26 protein-coding genes are annotated in these 22,714 nt (G+C 64.3%); 16 read left to right on the top strand and 10 right to left on the bottom strand.

Annotated features, from left to right (window positions below; translation table 11 throughout):
• The first annotated feature begins 55 nt into the window (after positions 1-55).
• Positions 56-463, top strand: coding sequence for a hypothetical protein (locus tag J2X11_RS14235; protein ID WP_309972185.1), 408 nt, complete (start codon positions 56-58; stop codon positions 461-463).
• On the opposite strand, the gene J2X11_RS14230 is transcribed toward J2X11_RS14235, so the two are convergent.
• From J2X11_RS14230 to J2X11_RS14215, 4 genes are all read right to left on the bottom strand, one after another.
• Positions 460-1,047: a TetR/AcrR family transcriptional regulator gene (locus J2X11_RS14230; RefSeq protein ID WP_309972183.1), complete on the bottom strand. Its 588-nt coding sequence runs from the start codon at positions 1,045-1,047 to the stop codon at positions 460-462. The genes J2X11_RS14235 and J2X11_RS14230 overlap by 4 nt on opposite strands.
• Positions 1,037-1,915: an alpha/beta fold hydrolase gene (locus J2X11_RS14225; RefSeq protein ID WP_309972181.1), complete on the bottom strand. Its 879-nt coding sequence runs from the start codon at positions 1,913-1,915 to the stop codon at positions 1,037-1,039. Before J2X11_RS14225 ends, J2X11_RS14230 begins: the two co-directional genes overlap by 11 nt.
• A gap of 44 nt (positions 1,916-1,959) precedes the next feature.
• Positions 1,960-3,195, bottom strand: a complete 1,236-nt coding sequence (locus J2X11_RS14220) for a fibronectin type III domain-containing protein (protein WP_309972179.1) — start codon at positions 3,193-3,195, stop codon at positions 1,960-1,962.
• A gap of 69 nt (positions 3,196-3,264) precedes the next feature.
• The gene (locus J2X11_RS14215; protein WP_309972177.1) at positions 3,265-4,224 is read right to left on the bottom strand and encodes an NADPH:quinone oxidoreductase family protein; all 960 of its coding nucleotides are present in this window, start codon (positions 4,222-4,224) and stop codon (positions 3,265-3,267) included.
• Positions 4,225-4,283: 59 nt separating this feature from the next.
• On the opposite strand from J2X11_RS14215, the gene J2X11_RS14210 reads away from it, so the two are divergent.
• Complete coding sequence (locus J2X11_RS14210; RefSeq protein ID WP_309972176.1) at positions 4,284-4,826, top strand: phosphatase PAP2 family protein; 543 nt, start codon at positions 4,284-4,286, stop codon at positions 4,824-4,826.
• On the opposite strand, the gene J2X11_RS14205 is transcribed toward J2X11_RS14210, so the two are convergent.
• A complete protein-coding gene (locus J2X11_RS14205; protein ID WP_309972173.1) occupies positions 4,801-6,120 on the bottom strand; it encodes a cytochrome P450 in 1,320 nt (439 codons plus the stop codon). The genes J2X11_RS14210 and J2X11_RS14205 overlap by 26 nt on opposite strands.
• Positions 6,120-7,583 (bottom strand): flavin-containing monooxygenase, encoded by a 1,464-nt coding sequence (locus J2X11_RS14200; protein WP_309972171.1) that lies wholly within the window; start codon positions 7,581-7,583, stop codon positions 6,120-6,122. Before J2X11_RS14200 ends, J2X11_RS14205 begins: the two co-directional genes overlap by 1 nt.
• Before the next feature lie 77 nt (positions 7,584-7,660).
• On the opposite strand from J2X11_RS14200, the gene J2X11_RS14195 reads away from it, so the two are divergent.
• Positions 7,661-8,278, top strand: coding sequence for a TetR/AcrR family transcriptional regulator (locus J2X11_RS14195; protein WP_309972169.1), 618 nt, complete (start codon positions 7,661-7,663; stop codon positions 8,276-8,278).
• Here the strand turns inward: J2X11_RS14195 and J2X11_RS14190 are convergent.
• Both J2X11_RS14190 and J2X11_RS14185 read right to left on the bottom strand, forming a co-directional pair.
• Positions 8,275-9,441 carry a PQQ-dependent sugar dehydrogenase gene (locus J2X11_RS14190; protein ID WP_309972167.1) on the bottom strand — a complete coding sequence of 389 codons (1,167 nt, stop codon included), beginning with the start codon at positions 9,439-9,441 and terminating at the stop codon, positions 8,275-8,277. The two genes, J2X11_RS14195 and J2X11_RS14190, sit on opposite strands and share 4 nt — an antisense overlap.
• Positions 9,442-9,483: 42 nt before the next feature.
• Entirely contained in the window at positions 9,484-10,020 is a 537-nt protein-coding gene (locus tag J2X11_RS14185) for an inorganic diphosphatase (protein WP_463675079.1), read from the bottom strand.
• 31 nt (positions 10,021-10,051) lie between these two features.
• Between J2X11_RS14185 and dacB the strand changes: the two genes are divergently transcribed.
• The 11 genes from dacB (at position 10,052) to J2X11_RS14130 (ending at position 19,437) form a co-directional block, all read left to right on the top strand.
• Complete coding sequence (gene dacB / locus J2X11_RS14180; protein ID WP_309972165.1) at positions 10,052-11,464, top strand: D-alanyl-D-alanine carboxypeptidase/D-alanyl-D-alanine endopeptidase; 1,413 nt, start codon at positions 10,052-10,054, stop codon at positions 11,462-11,464.
• Positions 11,465-11,473: 9 nt separating this feature from the next.
• Entirely contained in the window at positions 11,474-12,520 is a 1,047-nt protein-coding gene (locus J2X11_RS14175) for a zinc-dependent metalloprotease (protein WP_309972163.1), read from the top strand.
• Entirely contained in the window at positions 12,520-13,470 is a 951-nt protein-coding gene (gene tilS / locus J2X11_RS14170) for a tRNA lysidine(34) synthetase TilS (RefSeq protein ID WP_309972161.1), read from the top strand. Before J2X11_RS14175 ends, tilS begins: the two co-directional genes overlap by 1 nt.
• A 4-nt stretch (positions 13,471-13,474) precedes the next feature.
• A complete protein-coding gene (gene hpt / locus J2X11_RS14165) occupies positions 13,475-14,032 on the top strand; it encodes a hypoxanthine phosphoribosyltransferase (RefSeq protein ID WP_309972159.1) in 558 nt (185 codons plus the stop codon).
• A 122-nt stretch (positions 14,033-14,154) separates the two neighbouring features.
• Positions 14,155-16,152 (top strand): ATP-dependent zinc metalloprotease FtsH, encoded by a 1,998-nt coding sequence (gene ftsH / locus J2X11_RS14160; protein WP_309972158.1) that lies wholly within the window; start codon positions 14,155-14,157, stop codon positions 16,150-16,152.
• A complete protein-coding gene (folE, locus tag J2X11_RS14155) occupies positions 16,149-16,715 on the top strand; it encodes a GTP cyclohydrolase I FolE (protein ID WP_309972156.1) in 567 nt (188 codons plus the stop codon). The genes ftsH and folE overlap by 4 nt, the downstream gene beginning before the upstream one ends.
• Before the next feature lie 2 nt (positions 16,716-16,717).
• Positions 16,718-17,557, top strand: a complete 840-nt coding sequence (gene folP, locus J2X11_RS14150) for a dihydropteroate synthase (protein WP_463675078.1) — start codon at positions 16,718-16,720, stop codon at positions 17,555-17,557.
• A complete protein-coding gene (locus tag J2X11_RS14145; RefSeq protein WP_309972152.1) occupies positions 17,554-17,988 on the top strand; it encodes a nuclear transport factor 2 family protein in 435 nt (144 codons plus the stop codon). The genes folP and J2X11_RS14145 overlap by 4 nt, the downstream gene beginning before the upstream one ends.
• Positions 17,988-18,365, top strand: a complete 378-nt coding sequence (gene folB, locus J2X11_RS14140) for a dihydroneopterin aldolase (RefSeq protein WP_309972150.1) — start codon at positions 17,988-17,990, stop codon at positions 18,363-18,365. The genes J2X11_RS14145 and folB overlap by 1 nt, the downstream gene beginning before the upstream one ends.
• Positions 18,362-18,925 carry a 2-amino-4-hydroxy-6-hydroxymethyldihydropteridine diphosphokinase gene (gene folK / locus J2X11_RS14135; protein WP_309972149.1) on the top strand — a complete coding sequence of 188 codons (564 nt, stop codon included), beginning with the start codon at positions 18,362-18,364 and terminating at the stop codon, positions 18,923-18,925. Before folB ends, folK begins: the two co-directional genes overlap by 4 nt.
• Before the next feature lie 17 nt (positions 18,926-18,942).
• Positions 18,943-19,437 carry a DUF3180 domain-containing protein gene (locus tag J2X11_RS14130; protein ID WP_309972147.1) on the top strand — a complete coding sequence of 165 codons (495 nt, stop codon included), beginning with the start codon at positions 18,943-18,945 and terminating at the stop codon, positions 19,435-19,437.
• Here the strand turns inward: J2X11_RS14130 and J2X11_RS14125 are convergent.
• Positions 19,434-21,083, bottom strand: a complete 1,650-nt coding sequence (locus J2X11_RS14125; protein WP_309972146.1) for a DUF885 domain-containing protein — start codon at positions 21,081-21,083, stop codon at positions 19,434-19,436. The genes J2X11_RS14130 and J2X11_RS14125 overlap by 4 nt on opposite strands.
• Before the next feature lie 35 nt (positions 21,084-21,118).
• Positions 21,119-22,123, bottom strand: a complete 1,005-nt coding sequence (locus J2X11_RS14120) for an AraC family transcriptional regulator (protein WP_309972144.1) — start codon at positions 22,121-22,123, stop codon at positions 21,119-21,121.
• A 41-nt stretch (positions 22,124-22,164) separates the two neighbouring features.
• On the opposite strand from J2X11_RS14120, the gene J2X11_RS14115 reads away from it, so the two are divergent.
• Positions 22,165-22,419, top strand: coding sequence for a DUF4242 domain-containing protein (locus tag J2X11_RS14115; protein ID WP_309972141.1), 255 nt, complete (start codon positions 22,165-22,167; stop codon positions 22,417-22,419).
• Positions 22,419-22,691 carry a hypothetical protein gene (locus J2X11_RS14110; RefSeq protein WP_309972139.1) on the top strand — a complete coding sequence of 91 codons (273 nt, stop codon included), beginning with the start codon at positions 22,419-22,421 and terminating at the stop codon, positions 22,689-22,691. The genes J2X11_RS14115 and J2X11_RS14110 overlap by 1 nt, the downstream gene beginning before the upstream one ends.
• Positions 22,692-22,714 lie beyond the last annotated feature (23 nt).

The raw sequence follows: 22,714 nt of genomic DNA, 5'->3' as shown, positions 1-22,714 counted from the left end.
GGCGAAGCAGCGATATTGCAGCGGGCTGTTCGCCGTCGTCAGTAGTGTCGATTCCATGGACCCGTCAGAAGACTTGATGACTCTTCAGGAGATCGCGAGAGAGCAAGCGACGATTGGGCTGGAAGAGACAAACTCGTTCGACCCTTTCGGCCTCGCGATGCTGATGGACGGAGAAGTCGCGCTAGTCGTCGATAATGACGGTCTTGATGGAAATGAGTCGATTCGCGGATTCCTCACGGGTCTGTCCGAGAAGCGGGACGAGCTGAGGGCCGTTGCCATCGTTGCCGATGTCAGCGTGCTTGACGGCGGAGACGCGATTCGCATGACTCTCGAGCATCGAGGCGACTTGGCGATGGAGATTGTCATTCCCTATTCGATTCCGTCGGACCGCGGCATTGAGTATGGAGATGTCCAGATGGGTCGCGGCCCCCGCTTCATCTGGCCAGAGCCCGAGGCGGGCTAGCCGGACGGTGGGATGAGGTCGCCGAACAGGGCGGTGAGTGAGGACTCGACCTGGGCGCGGGTGGCGATCGGGTCGTCAGAGTGGGCGATCAGCAGGGCGCCTTCGACGACGGCACTGAGTACGAGCTGGGCGAGCAGCGGCGCCGGGCGTGAATCGTCGACGGCGGGGGACGCCGAGAGTAGAGCGATGAGGAGTCCAAGACCGTACTGCGCCTCGAGCTCGCGCCAGGTCTGCCAGCCGAGCACCGCAGGGGCATCGGTCAGCGCGATTCGCCGGACCTCGTCCCGCTCGCAGATATCGAGGAACGCGGACAGGGCCCGGGGGAGCAGGTCGTCATCGCCGCCATCAGCGACGAGGTCAGCAAGCTCCTGAGTGAGGCCCAGCTCGACCTGCTCGAACACTGCGCGAAACAGCCCGCGCTTGTCGCCGTAGTGGTGATGCAGCGCTCCGCGGGTGACGCCGGCAGCTCGTACGATCTCGTCGGCGGAGACCGCCGCGAACCCGCGCTCGGCGAACAGGGGTCGCGCTGCTTCGAGCAGCGCGGTCTGAGTTGCGAGCCGCCGGTCCTCCTGACTAGGCGCCAACGCGGGTCACGAACTCGACGACGTGCGCGGCAAGCTCAGCCGGCTGGTCTTCGGGGATGAAGGTGTACGAGTCGGCGATCTCCACGATCTTCGCGTTGGGTAGTTTCTCGGCCAGCCGCGTGGCAAGGGACAACGGGAACAACTTCTCCTCGGTGGCCCAGGCCAGCAACACAGGCTTGTCGAACGCGGGCAGCTTCTCTGCGGCCGCGAGCGTGTGCCGCTTGTTCACCGTCTTGAGGAACCGGGCGAGGTCCTTCCGGATGGCTCTGTTGTGACGACTGGGGCCGAGGTAGGACGCAACAGTCTCTGGAGGGACCGGTCGCTTCGACACCCAGCCAAATGTGATCGGCAGGCGCTGCATCAGCTTGGGACGGACGATCTGAGTCAACGCAGCCATTGACCCGGGCGCCTTCGCCAGCACAGGCAGGAAGGCGAAGGCTGGTGGGAAGAACCGCTCGAACGCGTCGCAGGAGGCGAGCACGACTCTGCCGATGCGCTCGGGGTGACGGGTCATCAGGATCTGGGTGATCGCACCGCCGGTGTCGTTCGCGACCACGGTGACGTCCTTCAGGTCGAGCTTCTCGAGGAAAGTCGCGATCAGGTCGGCAACACCGGGCGGCGTCAACTCGACGCCCGGAACCGGGATCGAGTGCGAGCCGAGAGGCCAGTCGACGGTGTACGTGTGCAGTCCGTCTGCAACCGCGGTCGGGACAACTTTGCGCCAGAGGTCGGCGTTGACGAGAAGTCCGTGGACGAACACCACGACGGGTCCGTCCGCTGGTCCGTCTTCGAAGTAGCGCACCGTGCCCGAGCCGAGATCGATCTCGTGGACGGCGCCCAAGGTCTGGGGTCGGGGAGTGGAGGTCATTGCTGCAACATACATACGGTATGTATGTATGTCAATCGCGAACCTTACGAATAGGGCTTGTAGAACGGGGTCGCGTTGGTCCAGGGTCCGCAGGTCCAGGCAATGTGGCAAGCGCGAACGCGTATGAGGTAGCTCTCGCCTTCGTTCGCGGCGAATAGCCGCGAGGTGTTGGAGGTGACCAGGTCCTGCGACGTCCCTAGCCCGTTTGGCCGTATCTCCAGCTCGTACCTGTCGATCGGAGCGCCTCCGTCTGACGCGGGCGCTACCCAGGCGGCGCCCCCGCCGGACATGGTCGGAACGGCGGTGAGTGAGAGCGGCACCGACGGCGTGCCTGGCGGTGGAACAAACGGTCCGCCGATCGCCCAAGCGCTCCAGCCGATCTCGTTTATGGCACGTACGCGAACCCAGTACTGCGTTCCGATCTCCAGGTCGCTGAGCTTGACCTCGGTCGTCTCCGTGGAGGGTCCGTACCAGAGGTAGTCGGAGTCGAAGTCCTCTTCGGTGGAGTATTGAACCTGGAACCGGTCAAGTGGGGCGCCAGGACCTGCCGACCATCCCCAGTTCAGGAACAGTGAGCCCTGTTCAGGCTCTTCGCTGGTGTTGATGCCAACCAGTCCTGGGTCGCCAGGGACTGTCAGTGCGTCCAGGTGGCCGACCCCAGTTGAAGTCCCGTAGCCGGCTGCGTTGTGCGCACGAACTCGGAACCAGTACCTCGTGCCCGGGGTGAGTCCGGTGACGACAGCCTCCAGCTCTGTCACCGAGATGCCTACGCCGAACGTAGCGCCATCCGTCGACCATTCGACGAAGTAGTTGTCGATCGAAGCGCCTCCGCTCGAACTTGGAGCCTGCCACTTCAACGTCGCCGAGGAGTCGCCTACGGCGAGGCTGACGAATCGAGGCGCGGTCGGAGTGGTTCGCGGGGTCGCCAGGACCGTCGTGCTCGCAGGGCTCCATCCGATGCGGTTGTGAGCTTTGATCCGATACGTGTATTGCAAGCCGTTGGTCAGACCGGTGTGTACCCACGAGCGAGCGGTGGACCCTGTGGTCTTCACCGTGTGCCACGCGCTGCTGTAGTACTGCTGGACCGCGTAGTGGTCGATTGCCTTGCCGCCGCTGGTCGACGGTTTGGTCCAACGGAGGGTGACGTTGGTGTCACCTGCCGTGGCGCTGGGTGACCGCGGAGCAGAGGGTTTGCTGGCGGCGAGAGCTGGTGCCGACGTGACCAAGACAATGGCCGTCACGATGGCGGTGAGGCGGAAGGCAACCGGCGAAATCTTCATGTGCGAGCCCTAACTGGCCGTGATTTTCGCCCAGATTACGCAGGTTTCTGACCGGTCGTACGGAAATCGTCAGGGAACGATGAGGACCTTGCCGATAGCCCGGCGCTCGTCGAGCGTAAGTAGCGCCTGCGAGGCGTCCTCGAGCGAGAACGTCGGGCCGACGACCGGTTGGATGGCACCGCTTTCGAGGTGGGGCAGCATCGCGGCCCACTCCTTGGCGATGTGACCGGGACGGCTGAACACGTACGCGCCCCAACCCACGCCGACCACCGACACGTTGTTGAGCAGCAGTCGATTGACCTTCACCGTCGGGATCTCTCCAGCGGTGAAGCCGATGACCAGCAGACGGCCGTCGTCCTTGAGGCTGCGCAGGGAATCGGTGAACCGGTCGCCGCCAACGGGGTCGACGACGATGTCGACTCCACCCTGAGCCTTGACCGCGTCCTTGAATCCGTCGGCCAGAACGAACTCGTCAGCACCGGCCTCAAGTGCGACCGCACCCTTCTCGGGGGTCGACGTCACGGCGATCACTCGACCCGCGCCGAATGCCTTGGCGATCTGAATCGCCGCCGTGCCGACGCCGCCAGCCGCGCCCTGAACCAGCACAGACTCGCCAGCCTGCAACTGCCCGCGCTCGACAAGTGCGAAGTACGCCGTCCCGTAGTTGAAGATGATTGACGCGCCCTGTTCGTACGACAGGCCGTCAGGAAGCTTGAACGTCGTCTCGAGTGGCGCCACGGCCTCTTCGGCGAAGCCACCAAGGATGCACAGAGAGGCCACTCGGTCGCCGGGGGAGAAGCCCGAGCCTTCGGGCGCGCTGATGATCTCGCCGGAGATCTCCGCTCCCGGAGTGAACGGGAGATCGGGCTTCATTTGGTAGAGGCCTCGGCTCTGGAGCACCTCGGGGAAGGCGACACCGGCCGCGCGTACGCGAATCAGGACCTGGTCATCGCCGGCCTCAGGACTGGGGAGGTTGTTGACCTCAAGTGCGGACGGGCCGTCGAGCGTGGTGATCTGCACAGCTTTCATGGCCGCGACACTACCTCAGCACTAAGCGCACGCTTAGGTGTCTCGCATACGGTTGTGGCATGCGCAGCGACTCCTTCGACGAACGGCTCCTGCGCTGGATCGATGGTCATCAGGTGGATGCCCTGACCTCGTTCTCGAAGGCGTTGATGGATGTGAGTGAGGCTTCCGGGTTCTGGATGGCGGTCGGTCTCATCGGTCTCGTCGTAGTCGTCTACCGACGCGCGTGGCGCGTTGGTCTGGCTGTCGGACTCGCAAGTTACCTCGGCGGGCTCGTCTCCGGCCAGCTGAAGGAGATCATCGAGCGCCCTCGGCCGACCTACCCTGACGCTCTGGTCCAGGTGGGTGGCTATGCGATGCCGTCCAGCCACGCCTGCTTCTTGATGGCGGTGTCGATCGCAGTTCTGATCGTGGTCGAGTGGAGGCCTCGCCGCGCTCTCGTCCTGGCAGCGACAGGGTTCGTGGTGGTTCAACTATTGATCGCCGTATCGATGGTCTACCTCGGTGCGCACTGGGCGACCGACGTGTTTGCCGGATGGGCTCTTGGCGTACCAATCGGTTTGCTGTGCGGACTCGTGTTCAGGAAACGCGCGCGGTCAGCTTGACGGGTGCCTTGTCGCCCGGGACGTTCGTGATGTTGCGCAGCTTGTTGGGCGCGACCTTGGGTGCCTCGACCGAGTAGCGCTGGAGCACCTCGCGGAGTACGACAGTGCCCTCCATCAGCGAGAACGCGGCGCCGATGCAACGGCGTACGCCTCCGCCGAACGGAATCCAGGTGTTGGCGGGGACCTTGCCGACCATGAATCGCTCGGGGTCGTACAGGTGTGCGTCGGCGAAGTTCTCCTCGCGACTGTGCGACAGCATGATCGACGGCGTGACTGTGGTGCCGCGAGGTAACGCCCATCCGCCCACGACCTGATCGCTCTGCAACGTACGAGCGACGAAATCGATGATCGGATGAAGGCGCATACCTTCCTTGAGGCAGGCCTCAAGGTACGCGTCGTCTCCGTTGTCGGCGGCGGCGAGCGCCTTGGCCTGAATTTCGGGATTGCGGCCCAGCTCGTGCAGCGTCCACGAGAGTGCTGATGCTGTCGTCTCGTGACCGGCGAGCAGCAGGGTGACCAGCTGGTCACGCATCTCGATGTCGCTGAGCGGTTCTTCGCCTTCGGTGTCTCCGACCCGAAGCAGTCGTGAAAGGACGTCGTCGCGCCCGTCCAGGTCGCTGGCAGCCCTGCGCTCGGCGATCTCGGCAAACAGGAGCTTGTCGACCTCTTGCTGGTTCTTGAAGTAGCCGCGCCACGGCGGGAGGGCGAAGAGCTTCGGGTACGACCAGGCCAGCAGCATCTTGGCCTCGATGTTGACCATCTTATTGACCTTGGGGCGCAGCACGGAAAGGCGTTCCTCGTCGGTCACGCCGAAGACAACCTGCAGGATGACGTCCAGGGTGATGGCGTTCATGCGGTCGAGGGTGATCAGCTTGTCGCCGTCGTTCCACGAGTCGATCTCAACCTTGGCGATTGCCTCGACCAGTGGTTGGTAGGCACGCATGGACGGGCCGGTGAAGGCCGGCATCAGCAGCCTGCGTCCGCGCGTGTGCTCCATGTCATCGGTCAGCAGAAGCGAGTGCTCGCCCATGACCGGCTTGAGGATCGCGTTGCCCTCGCCGGCGTGGAACTGCGACGGGTCGGCCGCAAAGATCTCCTTGATGTCAGCGGGATCGCTGAACACCACGAGATTGCGCGGGCCGGGCAGCAGCTGGATGAGAAACGTGTCGCCGTACTTCTCGTGGATCGGCGGGATGTGCTTGTAGCGATCGCGCAGAAAGCGCCAGGTCATGAATGCTGCCGAGCCGCCGGGACCAGGCGGCATCCCTTCGTGGCGTACGGCAGCGTCAGACATCAGGCAGCCTTCTCCCACTCAAAGTCCTTGGCTTCGACCTTGCGAGTCTCCCACCAGTACTGGAACGTGAACTTGGGCCAGATCGTGCGGTTCTTGCCGTGGCTGTCGAGGTACCAGCTGGTGCAACCGCCCTGAGTCCAGATGCCCTTTTCGACGAGCTTCTGGATCTCCTTGTTGAACTCGGTCTGCGCCGGCAGCGTCGCATTGGCAGAGACCGCGCCGCGCTTGTCCATCTCGTCGAGCATCTTGACGATGTACTTCGTCTGCTGCTCGATCATGAATACGACTGAGTTGTGTCCGAGCGCCGTGTTGGGACCGAGCATGAAGTAGAGGTTCGGGAAGCCATGGATCGTCATGCCCATGTACGTCTCGGTGCCGTGCTCGCGGAACTGGTCAGCGAGGTTGACGCCGTCCTTGCCCTTGACGTCGAGGTAGTCGAACGCGTCGATCACGTGGAAGCCGGTGCCGTAGATGATGATGTCGGCCTCGTGCTTGACCCCGTTGGCATCGATCACGCCGTCGTTGACGATCTCGGCGACACCGTCGGTGTTGAGCGTGACGTCGTCACGCAGGAACGTCGGGTAGTACGTGTTGGACTGCAGGACGCGCTTGCAGCCGAGGCGGTAGTCAGGCGTCAGCTTCGCGCGCAGCTCCGGGTCGGGGATCTTCTTGGCGAGGTAGCGCTTCACGATCTTCTCGGCGACCGGAAGGATCTTGACGTGGCCGTTGAAGCCAATCGCGCGCGCCTCAAGTGCCCAGTAGAGAGCATTGCGGTAGGCCCGTGTTGCGCCAGGAACCTTCGCGAAGACCTTCTTGCGCCATTCGGGGGTCGGCTTGTCCTTCTTGGGCAGCACCCAGGCGGGTGTGCGCTGGAAGACCGTGAGGTGGCCGGTCTCCTGGGCGATGATCGGGATGAACTGGATCGCGCTGGCGCCCGTACCGATGACCACGACCTTCTTGTCCTTGAGGTCGACGGTGTGGTCCCAGCCAGCTGAGTGGAACTTGGGGCCCTCGAAGGAGTCTGCGCCCTTGATTTCGGGAACGTTCGGGATGTGAAGACCGCCGACGCCGGCGATCACGACGCGTGCTTCGTAGTCCTCGCCGTTGGTCTTGACGGTCCAGACCTTGCGCTGGTCGTCCCACGAAGCGCCGGTGACCTCGACGCCAAACGTGATGTAGGGGCGGATGCCCTTCTCGTCGGCGACCTTGCGCATGTAAGCCCAGATCTCTGCCTGGCCCGAGAAGCTCTTGCTCCAGTCGTTGTTGAGCTCGTAGGAGAAGGAGTACATGTGGCTGGGGATGTCGCACTCGCACCCGGGGTACGTGTTGTCGCGCCAGGTGCCTCCGACATCATGTGCCTTCTCGAGGACGACGAAGTCCTCGCGGCCTGAGTCGCGGAGCTTCATGGCGGCGCCCATGCCCGAAAAGCCGGTGCCGATGATGACGATGTCCTTTTTGATCACGTTTCGGATACTATCGGTATCTGGAATACTTGCCAATGAATGTGACGCAGACCGCGTCGGGAGCGGAGGGGGCGACGATGACTGTGAACGAGGCTCGCACTGTCAGCAGGGCCGAGCGCCAGGCGCAGACTCGCGAGAGCCTGATTGCCGTCGCCCGTGAGATGTTCCTGACGGACGGCTACGCCGCGACCTCGCTCGACAAGGTCGCGCTGCAGGCAGGCTTCTCCAAGGGAGCGGTCTACTCCAACTTCGCTGGCAAGGAAGAGCTCTGCATGGCAGTGCTCGACAGCATCCACGAAGAGCAGATCAACGGAGTTGTCACGGCCTTCACGCAGGGCACCGACCTCGAGGGCCGCATCGACGCGTTCGCCGCGTGGGCGCAGGAGGGTGTCGGCAAGCCGAGCTGGACAGCACTCGAAGTCGAGTTCGCCGCGGTCGCGCGCCAGAGCCCGTACGTTGCCTCCGAGCTCAAGAAGCGTCATCGCGAGATCGTCGCGGCAGCAGCTGACCTGGTCCGTCACGTGACCAAGGAAGCCGGAATCGAGCTCAAGATGCCCCCGGAGCAGGCCGCCACGGTGTTGCTGAGCCTTGGCATCGGCCTCGCCGCACTCCGCTCGCTCGACAGCTCCGTCGACATCGGCGTCCTCGCCGACACGATGCGCACCCTGCTCAGCGGTGGAGCCACAACCGCCTAACTGCTCGGCGTGACTCTCAAGATCTTGTCGACGCCAGCACCATTCGAGGTCGTGAGATAGAGCGCGCCGTCAGGACCCTGGACCGCACCGCGCAAACGACCGAAATCACCATCAAGCTCGGGTGGCATCGTGACCGTTCCGATCCCGTACGTCGATGACACGGACATGAACCGCAGCGACTGATCCTTCAGAGCAGTGACCGCGAGACGGCCTGAGTACGAGCCCCACATGCTTCCGTAGAGGAACGTCGCACCACTGGTCGCGACGGTCGGATCTCCGGAACGCCACGCAGCTCCCCGCTGATCGCCCGAGATGTTGTAGTCGGTCATCGGTGAGTTGGAGCCCTCGTTGTAGCTCGGATCTCCCGACTTGCGTGGCACCGGATTCCAACCGTAGTTGCCGCCCTTCTTCAACGAGTTGACCTCGTCGTCGCGGTAGCTTCCGTGCTCGACCGACCAGATGCGTGAGCTGCTGTGGCGGGCGAGACCCTGCACGTTGCGGTGACCGTACGTCCATACGCGTCGCTTCATCGCGACGCTCGACGAGATGAAGGGATTGCCCGCGTAGCCGGCGCCAGTCCGCGTATCGACGCGCAACACCTTGCCGCCACCCGACGTCCTGCTCTGCGGGTTCTTGCCCGTCGCGGCGTCGCCTGTACCGACGTAGAGCGCGTAGCTCCCGCCTTTGACCAGCGAACACCCGCCGTGTCGGCCGCTCGTCGATGGAAGTCCGCCGAACAACGTGCGATCCAACGTCGCGCTGGTCCGCTCGGCATTGAGGCGCCACCGTACGACGCGTACGTCCTGGGTCGATCCGGACTTGTAGCCGTGGCAGGTGAAGAACGTCAGCCCGGACGAGTCAGAGGTGTCGGCCTCGATCCCCATAAGGCCTGTCTCGCCGCTGTTCCACATGCCTGCCGGCGAGTTGAGGACGACAGTCTTGGTGCCGTTGGACTGGCGAAGTGTCACGGTCTTGAGGTCGCGCTGGGTGTAGAGCATCGAGCCGTCAGGCAGGAACGTGATGTCCCACGGAATGCTCAGACCAACCTCGAGCTCCTCGACATCGAGGGGAGGCGGTGCAGCCTGGCTGGGGCTCGACACGGCCGTCAGCGTCAGCACCGTCAGTGCCGAGGCGACGATGAATGCGATCGAGCGTGCCTTCATCTCTCCAGTGTGCGCGCGAAGGGGGTCACGCGCGACTCGAGATCAGTAGCCGCCGTTGACCTTGAAGCGCTCGAAGCTGGCAGCGACTTCGGCTTCAGCCTCGACGCGGCCAACCCAGTTGGCGCCTTCGACTGACTTGCCCGGTTCGAGGTCTTTGTAGACCTCGAAGAAGTGCTGGATCTCGAGACGGTCGAACTCGGGTACGTGGTGGATGTCGCGCAAGTGCTCCTGGCGAGGATCCGACGCGGGCACACAGAGAACCTTGTCGTCTCCACCGGCTTCATCGGTCATACGGAACATGCCGATCGCGCGACAGGCGATGACGCAGCCGGGGAACGTCGGCTCCGACAGCAGCACGAGCGCGTCGAGCGGATCGGTGTCGAGACCGAGCGTGTTGTCGATGAAGCCGTAGTCGGCGGGGTATTGGGTCGAGGTGAAGAGCGTCCGGTCGAGGCGGATGCGGTGGGTCTCGTGGTCGACCTCGTACTTGTTGCGATTGCCCTTGGGGATCTCAACGGTGACGTCGAAAATCACGGGTGCCTCCGGCTGTCGAATGGTGGCGGCGAGCGCGGGGCGCACGGCGCGACGGTGTCTCTATAGTCTGGCCCATGTGGCAGACCGGGGCGTACGCAGGGTCGAGAGGCCGCGCGGTGCAATCGGCATTCCCGTCGTCGCTTTGGTGCTGGCCCTCGTCCTCTCCTTCGTGCTCTGGTCGCGTGGCAATCTCAACTCCCTGATCTGCGACGGGGATTGTGGCCCCGCGAATGTGACTGCTCCGGAGGGACTCACAGACGATTCGTCGGCGAGCACCGCTCGTACGGATCCCGCGCCGAGCGGTTCGCTCGACGCTTCGAAGGTCGAGGCGGCCGTCAGTGGAGCGATGAAGTCCGCTGCTCTGGGTGATCACGTCGGGCTCGTAGTGATGGGGTCGACCGGCGAGGTGCTCGTATCCCGCGGCACCGGAACGTTCATCCCGGCATCGACGGCGAAGTTGCTGACTGGATTTGCCGCGCTTTCGGAAGTCGGGCCACAGACCCGCTTCACCACCAGCGTTGTCTCGGACGGCGACAAGATCGTGCTCGTCGGAGGCGGTGACCCGTACCTCCGCGTGAGGAAGGCCAAGGGGTCCGAGCGCGAAGCCAACGCCAACCTGACGACGCTCGCGGCGCGGACAGCGAAGGCTCTCAAGCGCCAGGGCGTCGACCGGGTCTCACTCGGGTTCGACAGTTCCCTGTTCAGTGGCCCGGCGGCCAGCCCGGGATGGAAGTCGTCGTACGTCAGCGGCAACATCGTCACCCCGGTCAGCGCCCTCTGGGCCGACCAGGGTGTGGTGGGCGGCATACGTTCGCGCAACCCGGCCGCCAGTGCCGCCACGATCTTCGCCAAGCTCCTCGAGAGCCGTGGGATCGCGGTCGCGGGTACTCCAGACTCGGTGTCCTCTTCGAGCGCTTCGACTCCGCTTGCGTCGGTGCGCAGCGCAACCGTTGCCCAGATCGTGGAGGCCTTGGTGCGTACGAGCGACAACCAGGCCGCCGAGGTGATGCTGCGGCACGTCGCCATCGCAGCCGACGAGCCGGCGACCTTCGAGGGGGGAGCGGACGCGGTCACCGGGGTGCTCGCGAAGGCAGGCATCGACACCACCGGGCTGCGGCTGTTCGACGGCAGCGGGTTGTCTCGCAACGACCGGGTGTCACCGACAACGCTGGCCCAGACCGTGTTGGCCGCGAACGCCAACCTTTCAACGTCGACGTTGCTCAGTTCGCTGCCGGTCAGCGGATTCGACGGCACGTTGACTGACCGGTTCTCGAAGTCCAAGCGCGCGTATGGGCTCGTTCGCGCCAAGACCGGGACGCTCACCGGCGTGCACTCGCTTGCGGGGTACGCCGTCGAGGCCACCGGGCTGCCCGTGATCTTCGCCCTGATGTCGGACGGCACTCCGAAGATCGATCTGGCGTCAGCGGAGGCCGCACTTGACCGAGTGGCCGCCGCAATCGCCGCCTGTTCGTGTGGGAGCACGCCGTAGATTGTTTGCATGATCGATTGGAAGCTCGCGCTGTCGATGGCGACCAGGCTGACGAAGCCCGGGCCAGAGATGGATGCGGCCCAGGTGGCTGAGGCTGTCGCAGAGCTCCGCGAAGGTGCAGCGCGATCCGAAGGTCCCGTACGCGAGTTCAGCCAGTTGCACGCAACGTCAGCGACTGCTCCGGTTCTCGTGGTTGATCGTCCGCGGTGGATCGAAGCCAACCTCGAAACGTTCCGGGTGCTCATGGATCCCGTCATGGACAAGCTTGTCGAAGCCGACAAGATGCCGACCGGTCTGAGCCGAACCTTCGGTAGCAAGATTGGCGGCGCCGAGGTCGGTGCACTGATGTCGTTCATGTCGAGCAAGGTGCTCGGTCAGTTCGACCCGTTCTGGAACGGCCCCAACGGTGAGGGCGGACGACTCCTGCTGGTGGCACCGAACATCGTCCACGCCGAACAACAACTGAGTGTCGATCCGCACGACTTCCGCCTCTGGGTATGTCTCCACGAGGAGACCCATCGTGTGCAGTTCACGGCAGTCCCGTGGATGCGCGATCACATGCGGTCGCTCCTGGACGAGTTCATCGACGCGACCGATCTCGATTCGGGTGCGCTGGCGTCGATGGTCGGTGATTCCTTCAGCGAGGTCGTCAAGATCGTGCGTGGCGAGTCAGACGCGTCGATCAACGAGCTCTTCCAGAACCCGCGGCAGCGCGAGATCGTCGACCAGCTCACCGGCATCATGTCCCTACTCGAGGGCCACGCCGATGTCGTGATGGACGGTGTCGGGCCTGACGTGATCCCGAGCGTCGCTGAGATCCGGCGCAAGTTCAACCAGCGCCGCAAGGGTGCCGGCAGCCTCGACAAGCTGTTGCGTCGTCTGCTCGGCATGGACGCCAAGATGCGCCAGTACAAAGATGGCGCCGCCTTCGTCAATGCCGTGATCGACCGGGTGGGCATCGAAGGCTTCAACGCGGTCTGGGAGAAGCCCGCCAACCTGCCGTCCAAGTCAGAGATCCTCGATCCGCAGTCCTGGGTCGCTCGCGTACACGGCTAATGCCTCCACTCGATCCAGCGGTTGCAGCAGGGCGCAATGCCGTACGCGCTGCCCTCGCGGATCTGGGTCCCGGCAGCCGGGTCGTGGTTGCCGTGTCGGGCGGCGCCGATTCGTTGGCGTTGGCTCAGGTAACCGCCTTCGTGGCAGGTCATGAGTCGTGGGATCTGCGGGCCGTGATCGTCGACCACCAACTGCAGGATGGCTCGGCCGACGTCGCTCGAGAGGCGGCCAAGCAACTTGCCGGGATCGGCATCGATACCGAAGTGGTGGCTGTGGACGTCGGCCGCGCCGGTGGTCCGGAGGCGGCGGCACGCTCGGCGCGGTACGCCGTCCTCGAAGCGCAGGACGCCGACGCAGTCCTGTTGGCGCACACCCTCGATGACCAGGCCGAGACCGTATTGCTGGGTCTGGGCCGCGGCTCCGGCCCGCGATCGATTGCCGGTATGTCTCCGATCAACGGCATCTTTCGTCGGCCGTTCCTCAAGCTGAGGCGTACCGAGACCGAGCAGATCTGCCGGGCAACCGACCTGGCGTGGTGGGTTGACCCGCACAACAGTGACCCTGCCTTTCGACGCGCACGCATCCGTTCCGAGCTGATGCCAGTGCTTGAAGACGTACTCGGCGGCGGTGCGGCGGAAGCGATCGCGCGTACGGCCGAGCAGGTCCGAGCCGATGGTGCCTGTCTCGATGACATCGCGGATGCGATTGACGACCCGCTCAACGTCGCTTCACTCGCGTCCCTCGCTCCTGCCCTGCGGTCTCGGGTGCTGCGTCGTACGGCGCTGGCGGCGGGAGCCAATCCGTCAGAACTCTCGGCTGCGCACCTTGCCGAGATCGACCGACTGGTCACGGATTGGCACGGACAGCTCCGTATTGAGTTGCCTGGTGGCGTGGCCTGCGTACGAGTAGGGGATTCCCTCGCATACGTGACAACGCCTGTGGGAGGCTGAGCACGTGGATCAGACGCATGTTGCTGGAGAGATCGAAGCAGATCAGGTGCTGTTGACCGAGAAGCAGGTGCTTGATCGCCTCGGCGAGATGGCCGCGCAGATCGAGGCCGACTACGAAGGCAAGGACCTCCTGCTGGTCGGCGTCCTCAAGGGAGCCGTCATGGTGATGGCCGACCTCGCACGAAGCCTCAACCGCCACGTCGAGATGGACTGGATGGCGGTCTCGTCATACGGCTCGGGCACCAAGTCGTCCGGCGTCGTGCGCATCCTCAAGGACCTCGACACCGACATCAAGGACCGCCATGTGCTGGTCGTCGAAGACATCATCGACACCGGCTTGACGCTGTCGTGGCTCATCACCAACCTCAAGTCCCGTGGACCGGCTTCAGTCGAGATCGCCACGCTGCTGCGCAAGCCCGAGGCCGTCACGATGGACGTCGACGTCACCTATGTCGGCTTCGACATCCCCAATGCCTTCGTCGTCGGCTACGGACTCGACTACGACGAGAAGTACCGCAACCTGCGCTGCATTGGCACGTTGTCGCCGCACGTCTATTCCTAGAGGACGACGTGGATCCCGGAACTAACCGTGATTCCGGCTTCGTTCTATGGGTGTACCGGGCGGCGTGTACCGTCTAGATACCCACTATTTACTAGGGAGAAGTGGACGAGTTCCACACTGTCATGAATCTGAAACGCCTCTTCAAGGGCCCGCTGCCCTGGATCATCGCCATCACCGTGCTCGTCTTCGTGGTGCTCGGCTTCGCCAACTCCGCAGACGGCTACAGCGAGGTCAAAACCGCCACGATGGTGAAGTACCTCGAAAACGGCGAGGTCAAGGACCTCAAGTTCGTCGAGGGCGACCAGGAGATCCGCGCGACGCTCAAGGAAGACGGTAAGAAGGTCCGTGCCACGTGGCTCGGTGACCAGGGCTACGAGCTGGTCAAGCAGGCCGATCAGGCAGTCAAGGACAAGAAGCTCTCGAACTACGACGTCGAGATCCCCAAGAGCAGCCCCATCGTGAGTCTGCTGCTCAGCATCGCTCCCTTCGTACTTCTCTTCATCTTCATCATCTGGATCATGAACAACGCCGCCGGTGGTGGCGGACGGGTCATGCAGTTCGCCAAGTCCAAGGCGAAGCTGATGAACAAGGACACTCCCAAGACCACGTTCGCTGACGTCGCCGGTTGCGACGAGGCGATCGAGGAGCTCGGCGAGATCAAGGAATTCCTCCAGGCCCCAGCCAAGTTCCAGGCCGTCGGCGCCAAGATCCCCAAGGGCGTTCTGCTCTACGGTCAGCCCGGTACCGGCAAGACGCTGCTCGCTCGTGCAGTCGCTGGCGAGGCAGGCGTCCCGTTCTACTCGATCTCCGGTTCTGACTTCGTCGAGATGTTCGTCGGCGTCGGCGCCAGCCGCGTTCGCGACCTGTTCGAGCAGGCCAAGGAAAACGCGCCCGCGATCGTGTTCATCGACGAGATTGACGCTGTCGGACGCCACCGAGGCACCGGTATGGGCGGCGGCCACGACGAGCGCGAGCAGACCCTCAACCAGCTTCTCGTCGAGATGGACGGATTCGACGTACGCGGCGGAGTCATCCTGATCGCCGCGACCAACCGTCCGGATGTTCTTGACCCGGCGCTGCTGCGTCCCGGTCGCTTCGATCGTCAGATTGGCGTCGAGGCCCCTGATCTCAAGGGCCGTACCCAGATCCTCAAGGTGCACTCGCGCGGCAAGCCGATCGCACCTGATGTCGACCTCGAAGCCGTTGGCCGTCGTACGCCCGGCTTCAGCGGCGCCGATCTCGCCAACGTGCTCAACGAAGCCGCGCTGCTCACAGCGCGCAACGGCGACAAGACGATCGACAACGCAGCGCTTGACGAGGCAATCGATCGCGTCATCTCCGGCCCGCAGAAGCGCAGCCGTCTGATGAACGAGAAGGAACGCCTCATCACGGCCTATCACGAGGGCGGACACGCTCTCGTCGCTGCGGCACTCCCGCAGAGCGACCCGGTCCACAAGATCACGATCCTGCCGCGCGGTCGCGCCCTCGGCTACACGATGGTGCTGCCCGACGAGGACAAGTACTCGCAGACACGAGCCGAGCTGCTCGACAAGCTCGCCTACATGATGGGTGGCCGAGCGGCCGAAGAGCTCGTGTTCCACGATCCGACGACTGGCGCCGGCAATGACATCGAGAAGGCCACAGCGCTGGCCCGGGCGATGGTGACTCAGTACGGCATGACCGAACGCCTCGGCGCCGTACGTCTCGGCGAGGACCAGGGTCAGCCGTTCCTGGGCCGCGATATCGGCCACGCCCGCAACTACTCCGAATCAGTTGCCGCGATTGTCGACGAGGAGATCAACCAGCTGATCACGTACGCCCACCAGGAGGCGTTCGACATTCTCAGCGAGAACCGCGACGTCCTCGACGCACTCGTCATGGAACTCATGGAGCGCGAGACGCTCGACAAGGCTGAGGTCGCCGAGATCTTCGAGCCGCTGCGTCGTCGCAAGATCCGTCCCCCGTGGACGGGTTCCAAGACTCGCGTGCCGTCCAAGGTCCCGCCGGTTGAAGGAGCGCCGCGTCCCAGTGCCAATGGGCACACGCCCGAGGTCGGCGTGGTGATTGGTCCCGACACCGGACCCGATGCCCCAGCGCCTGACGCTCCGGAGACCGCGTGACGGTCGACCTGCCTCGCGCCGAGGCAGCAATCCGCGAGCTGCTGTTCGCGGTCGGCGAGGACCCAGACCGTGACGGTCTGCGAGACACCCCTGCTCGGGTCGCCAAGTCGTACGTCGAGCTACTTGCAGGGCTCGACCAGACGCCGGAGGAAGTGCTCACCGCCGTCTTCGAGGTTGGTCATGACGAGCTCGTGCTGGTCAAGGACATCGAGATGTGGTCGATGTGCGAGCACCACCTGGTTCCGTTCTTCGGTGTTGCCCATGTCGGCTACATCCCGTCTGAGGGTGGCAAGGTCACTGGCCTCTCCAAGCTTGCCCGGGTTGTCGACGTGTTCTCCCGTCGCCCGCAGGTGCAGGAGCGACTGACGACCGACATCGCCGAAGCGCTGGTCGAGCACCTCGAACCGCGCGGCGTCATCGTCGTGATCGAGGCCGAGCACCTGTGTATGACGATGCGAGGCGTACGCAAGGGTGGCGCCAAGACGATCACGAGTGCCGTACGCGGTCAGCTGCGCGATCCGGCAACCCGAGCCGAGGCCATGGGCCTCATCACTTCGCGCTAGCGATGGTTCCCGGGTTGGCAGGCGACCGCTGCCTGGTCATGGGAGTCATCAACGTGACGCCCGATTCGTTCTCTGACGGCGGCAAATGGCTCGACCCCGCCTCGGCGATCCGGCACGGTATCGAGCTCACGGAGCAGGGCGCCGATCTGGTCGACGTCGGGGGTGAGTCAACCAGACCCGGAGCGATCCGGATTGACGCAGCAGAAGAGTTGCGTCGCGTGATCCCCGTGATTGAGGGACTTGTCGCAGAAGGCATCACCGTGTCCGTTGACACGATGCGAGCGTCCGTCGCTGAGCAGGCTCTCGGCGCTGGAGCTGCGATCCTCAACGATGTTTCGGGTGGGCGCGCGGACCCAGCCATGGTGGGCGTCGCAGCGACCGCAGCATGTCCGCTGGTCCTCATGCACTGGCGACAGCATTCGGCCGTCATGCAGGACAAGGACCACACGACGTACGACGACCTGATCGCCGACATCATCCGCGAGCTGATGGGGCAGGTCGAGGTTGCCCTGGCGGCTGGAGTCGACCGCAACCACATCATCATCGACCCGGGTCTGGGCTTCTCCAAGACGGGCGACCAGAACTGGTCGGTGCTGGCCAACCTCGACTCGTTCACCGCACTCGGCTACCCGGTGCTGGTGGCTGCGAGCCGCAAGCGGTTCCTCGGGGAGCTGCTTGCCGAGGGCGGAGAGCTTCGTCCGACTGACCAGCGCGAGGACGCCACAACGGCGATCACCACGATGTGCGCCGACGCCGCTGCGTGGGGCGTACGCGTGCACGAGCCAGCCGCGTCTGCCGATGCCGTACGCGTCGTCGCACGGACACATCAGGAGCGTCCTTGACCGAGGCGGCTCTCGCGACGCACAGGGCGTTCTACGACGCTGTCGAAACAGGTGATGTCGACCTGATGGCATCGCTGTGGGTCGATGATCCCGAGACGTCCTGTGTGCACCCCGGTGCCGTGCCGCTGCGCGGCACACAGGCCGTCCTGAGGTCGTGGACGGTGCTGATGGCCAACGTCGGCTACATCCAGTTCTTCCTGACGGAGCGCGAGGTCACAGCCCTGCCTCCTAATGATGACGACCCATCCGTCGTCGTGATCACCTGCACCGAGAACATCCTGTCGGGCGGCGAGGCGACCGGAGCGGAGACATTCTCGGGGGCCAAGGCGGTGTGCACCAGTATCTTGGTACGTGACGGAGCCGGCTGGAAATTCTGGTCCCGTCATGCGTCGCCGGTCGCTGAAATCGGCAACTTGGACTCGGAGGGCTGATGGCGATTCCTGAAGGGCTCGACCGCATCGACTTGCGGGGCGTCAGCGCCCACGGACGTCACGGGCTGTTCGATTTCGAACGGGAGAACGGGCAGCTTTTCAGCGTCGACGTGAGCCTCGGTCTTGACCTCGGACCGGCCGCCCGAGACAACGATCTGACCAAATCAGTCGACTACGGGGTCCTCGCTCAAGGTGTGCACGATGCCATCGTGAACGACCCCGTTGATCTCATCGAGACCGTCGCGCTCCGTATCGCGGACATGTGCCTCTCCGATGAGTCGGTGCAATGGGTTAGCGTGACGGTGCACAAACCAGAAGCGCCCATCGCGGTGACGTTCTCAGACGTCGCCGTCACGATCGAGCGGAGCAGACAGTGACCGAATCGCCCACCCCGTATGTCTTGGACGCTGACACGATGACCGGCGGTATGCGGCCCATCCGTCAGGCCGTGGTGGCGTTCGGGTCCAATATGGGCGATCGTCACGGCCGGATCCAGGGCGGAGTGTCCACGCTTGAAGACACCCCTGAGGTCACGGTCGTCGCCATCTCCTCGGTTTACGAGACTGAGCCGATCGGTACGCCCGATGGATCTGACAAGTTCCTCAACGCTGTCGTCCTGATCGACACCACCTTGACGGTCCACACGCTGCTCGATCGCGCTCTTGCAATCGAAGACGCCTTCGGTCGCGAGCGTTCGGAGCCTGGCGCCCCGCGCACTCTCGATGTTGACCTGATCATCGTGGGCGATCGCGTCGCTGACGACGATCAGTTGATCCTTCCCCACCCGCGCGCGCACGAGCGTGGCTTCGTTCTCGTGCCGTGGCTGGAGATCGACCCCGAGGGAGAGATCCCGGGCAAGGGCTTCGTGGCGGATCTGATCAGCGGTGTCGACACCACTGGAGTCACCAAGCGCGAGGATCTCGAGATCATCTTGTGAGCCGCTAGGCCAAGCGCATGAACAAGTCCAGACGTACGTCCGCGCTCGTGATCACGTCGCTCGTCGGCATTGGTCTGGTCGTTGGTCGCCTGATCCCCGAGCTCATCCTCCGGGCTGATCGCAGTGTTCCCGTCGTGAGCTGGGGTCCCGCGGTGATGCTTCTGCTGGGGGCCATCGTTCTTGGCGGACTGGCATGGAACACCTGGCAGAGCCTGCACAAGAAGAACCTGCGCATGACGTCAGACCACGGTGTCACGATGCTTGCGCTGGCCAAGGCGAGCTCCGCCGTCGCAGCTCTGTTCGCGGGAGCCTACGGCGGCTACGCGATCGCATACCTCGACTCCCTCGACTCTCCGCTGGGTGAGGATCGCGTGTTCCACTCCGGCGCTGCCGCGATTGCCGGCCTCCTCATGCTCGTCGCCGCACTGGTGCTCGAGCGGTCGTTGCGCATACCCGGCGGAGACGATGAATCCGACGGGGGCAAGGCCGTCCCGGGTGCCACTCCGGCTTAGCCGAGCAGGGTGTGGCGCAGCGTGCCAAGCCCGACACTGCCGACACCAAGAGCCTGGCGGTGGAACTCCTTGAGGTCGTTGCCGTTCGCTGAAACCCAGTCCGCACGGAGCTGCTCCCAGATGCGCTGACCGACCTTGTATGACGGTGCTTGCCCGGGCCAGCCGAGATAGCGGTTGACCTCGAACCGTACGAATGGCTCGTTCATGTTGACGTGCTGAGCCATGAACCCGAAGGCGTCATTGCCGGTCCAGGTGCCTGAGCCGTCCGGCTTGGGCTTGCCGAGGTGAACGCCGATGTCGACGACGACGCGAGCGGCCCGCATGCGCTGTCCGTCGAGCATCCCGAGGCGATCGGCGGGGTCGTCGAGGTAGCCGAGCTCCGCCATGAGTCGCTCGGAATACAGCGCCCAGCCCTCGCCGTGGCCCGAGTTCCAGTTCATCCGGCGCCATCCGTTGAGCTCGGCGCTGTTGTAGACGGCGAGTCCGCACTGGAGGTGGTGTCCGGGGACGCCCTCGTGGAAGACCGTGGTGAGCTCTCGCCAGGTGTCGAACTCGGTGACGCCCTTGGGCACGCTCCACCACATACGGCCAGCGCGCTCGAAGTCCTCGCTCGGCGGCGTGTAGTAGATCCCGCCTTCTTGCGTCGGAGCAATCAGGCACTCCAGCCTGCGCATCGGCTCGGGGATGTCGAAGTGGGTGCGTCCGAGGTCCGCGACAGCCTTGTCGCTGGTCTCCTGCATCCAGGCCTTGAGCGCATCGGTGCCCTGCAGCTTGCGTGCGGGGTCGGCTTCGAGGAACTCGATCGCCTCGGCGACCGTCGCACCTGACTTGATCTGGTCGGCAATCGACTCCTGCTCAGTGACCATCCGAGCGAGCTCTTCAAGGCCCCACTCGTACGTCTCGTCGAGATCGATCTCTGCACCGACGAAGTAGCGCGAGGCGAGTGCGTAGTGGTCTCGCCCGACTCCATCGGCTTCGGGCGCGTGGGGTGCCAGTTCGTTGTCGAGGAATTCGACCAGCGCTGCGTATGCCTCGATCGCCGTCTTGGCGCCGCTCTCGAGCTCTTGCGAGAGCGAGGTCGGCGCATCAGGTCGCGTTGCGAGCTTGGTGAAGAAGCTGTCGCTGCCGATCTGCTTGCGGGCTTGAGCTGAGACCTCGCGTACCTGACGGATCGCCGGTGCGTTGCCCGCAGCGATGCCCGCGCGGAGCGACTCGAGATATCCCGCCATGGCGCCTGGGATGTTGGTCATACGCTGCGCAACATGTGCCCAGTCGTCCTCGGTTCGGGTCGGCATCAGGTCGAAGATGTCGCGGAGATCCTGGCCCGGAGATGCGATCACATTGAGGTCGCGCTGCCAGAACCCGGCCTCGTACTTCTCGATGCTGAGCCCGAGCGTGCGGGTCAGCTCTGCCTTGGTCACGGCGTCAACCTCATCAGCAGGATCCGACACCCGTACGCGGGCCAGCATCGATCGCGCAGCGTCAGCTGATGCCGCATGGCCGTCAGGGGAGCGGTCGCCATAGTCGGACTCACGACCGGGACGGCCGAGATGGACGTGGAGCTCCGGTTCGAGGTCGAGGAGGGTGTTGAGCCACTCTTCAGAGAGCGAGTCGAGGGCGGTTGGATTCCGAGATTGATCAGCCACGTCTCCGACTCTATGTCGGGCCCAAGTCACCCAGGTTAGAGGCGGGCGACGCGCCAGACGCTTGGAGCTGACCCATGGTCCCGTTTGAACGCGCGGCTGAATGCTTCTTCCGACTCGTAGCCAACACGGTGTGCGATCGCCGTGACGGACAGGGTCGTCGAGCGCAGTAGATCCTCGGCGACATGCATGCGCCAGCCGGTCAGATAGCGAATGGGCGCAAGTCCGAGTACTGAGCGGAAGCGCTCGTCCAGGACGGTTGATGAGACGGTCGCCTCCCGGGCGAGGTCGGCAAGTGTCCACTTGCGGCTCGGGTCACCGTGGATGGCAGCAATCGCCGGCGCGACGACCGGGTCGTGCAGGGCTGCCAGCCAGCCGGTGTCGGTCGCGGGTGCGTTGGCCAGATGCAGCTTGAGCACTTCGCGAAGCAGTAGTTGCGGGATGTCGGTGGGTGCAGCGATGAGATCGCCGGTTGCCGCCGTTGTCTGCTGGAGGACGAGATCGCTGCTCGCCTTGACCCACAACCGGAGTGGGCCGTCGGGTGGCGTCACGACGAATACCGGCGGGAAGATGCCCATGCGTGGATCGAACAACCGGTCGTCGCAGGCCAGATACCCGCAGACGACTTCACTTCTCGACCCGCCGAGCCCATGGACAATGTGCGGCATGCTGCTCCACGGCGGCGGGTTGACGAGCTGAGAGATCGGCACGAGGTCGGCAGTCTCGATTCCGCCCATCCGGTGCTGGTCGTTGTAGGGCAAGACGACAACGTCGCCTTCGTGAGCCCAGACCTTGTCCGACCCTGCTTCGATCCAGCAGCTGCCGGTCACGACGACATGGAACAGCACGAGTTGCGCCGCTTCCGGAGCGAGCACAGCGACGGTGCTGTCGGACGGCATCGATTCGTACGCCCAGGCCTCGGTGTATTCCGCGCGCAGGAAGATCGCGCCGGACAGCTGGATCTGCGCCAGAGCCTGTGAAAGCGCGGCGGATCGGTCATCTGCGGCGGCTTCCGGGTCATGGCCCGGGCGCGCGATCGTCATGAAACTGAGTGTGACAGTGACAACTCGAAGGAGATAGCAAAATGCCGCTCTACATGGATGTTCACGAGAAGCTCCCGGAAGGCGCTGGGCCCGCGGATGTGGCTGAGGCGCACAAGGCCGACCTTGCAACGCAGGGCGCCTACGGCGTCCAGTACCTGCAGTACTGGGTCGACGAAGCCAACGGCAAGGCGTTCTGCCTCGTCGATGCGCCGGACCCCGACGCCGCGATCGCTGTGCACCGCGAGGCGCACGGTCTCGTCGCGGACCGCATCTATCCGGTGGTCGAGGGCATCTGATGTCGCGCGCCGAGAAGTTCAACGCGACCGGTTTTTCTTGCTGGGTCAACGGGTCGAGCGGCCGCGCGTTCCGACTTTTCGGCGGCTCGGCGTGGCTCGTCTTCGGACTGGTGTTCCGCGATCACTGGTGGGGTGTGGCGGCGATGGTGTGGAGTTTCTTCCCGCTCACCGCCGGCATCTTTGATCTCTGCTGGATCAGCGCCGCTCTGGGCGGGCCACTCCGCAGCAGGACCATCCGCAACCAGCAGGCTGGGCGTTCCGTAGCCGCCTAGGGCTCGAGCGAGTTCCGCACGCC

It is taken from the genome of Aeromicrobium panaciterrae, from assembly GCF_031457275.1.
Classification (GTDB): Bacteria; Actinomycetota; Actinomycetes; order Propionibacteriales; family Nocardioidaceae; genus Aeromicrobium; species Aeromicrobium panaciterrae_A.
This window is presented reverse-complemented; position numbering and strand designations above follow the sequence as displayed.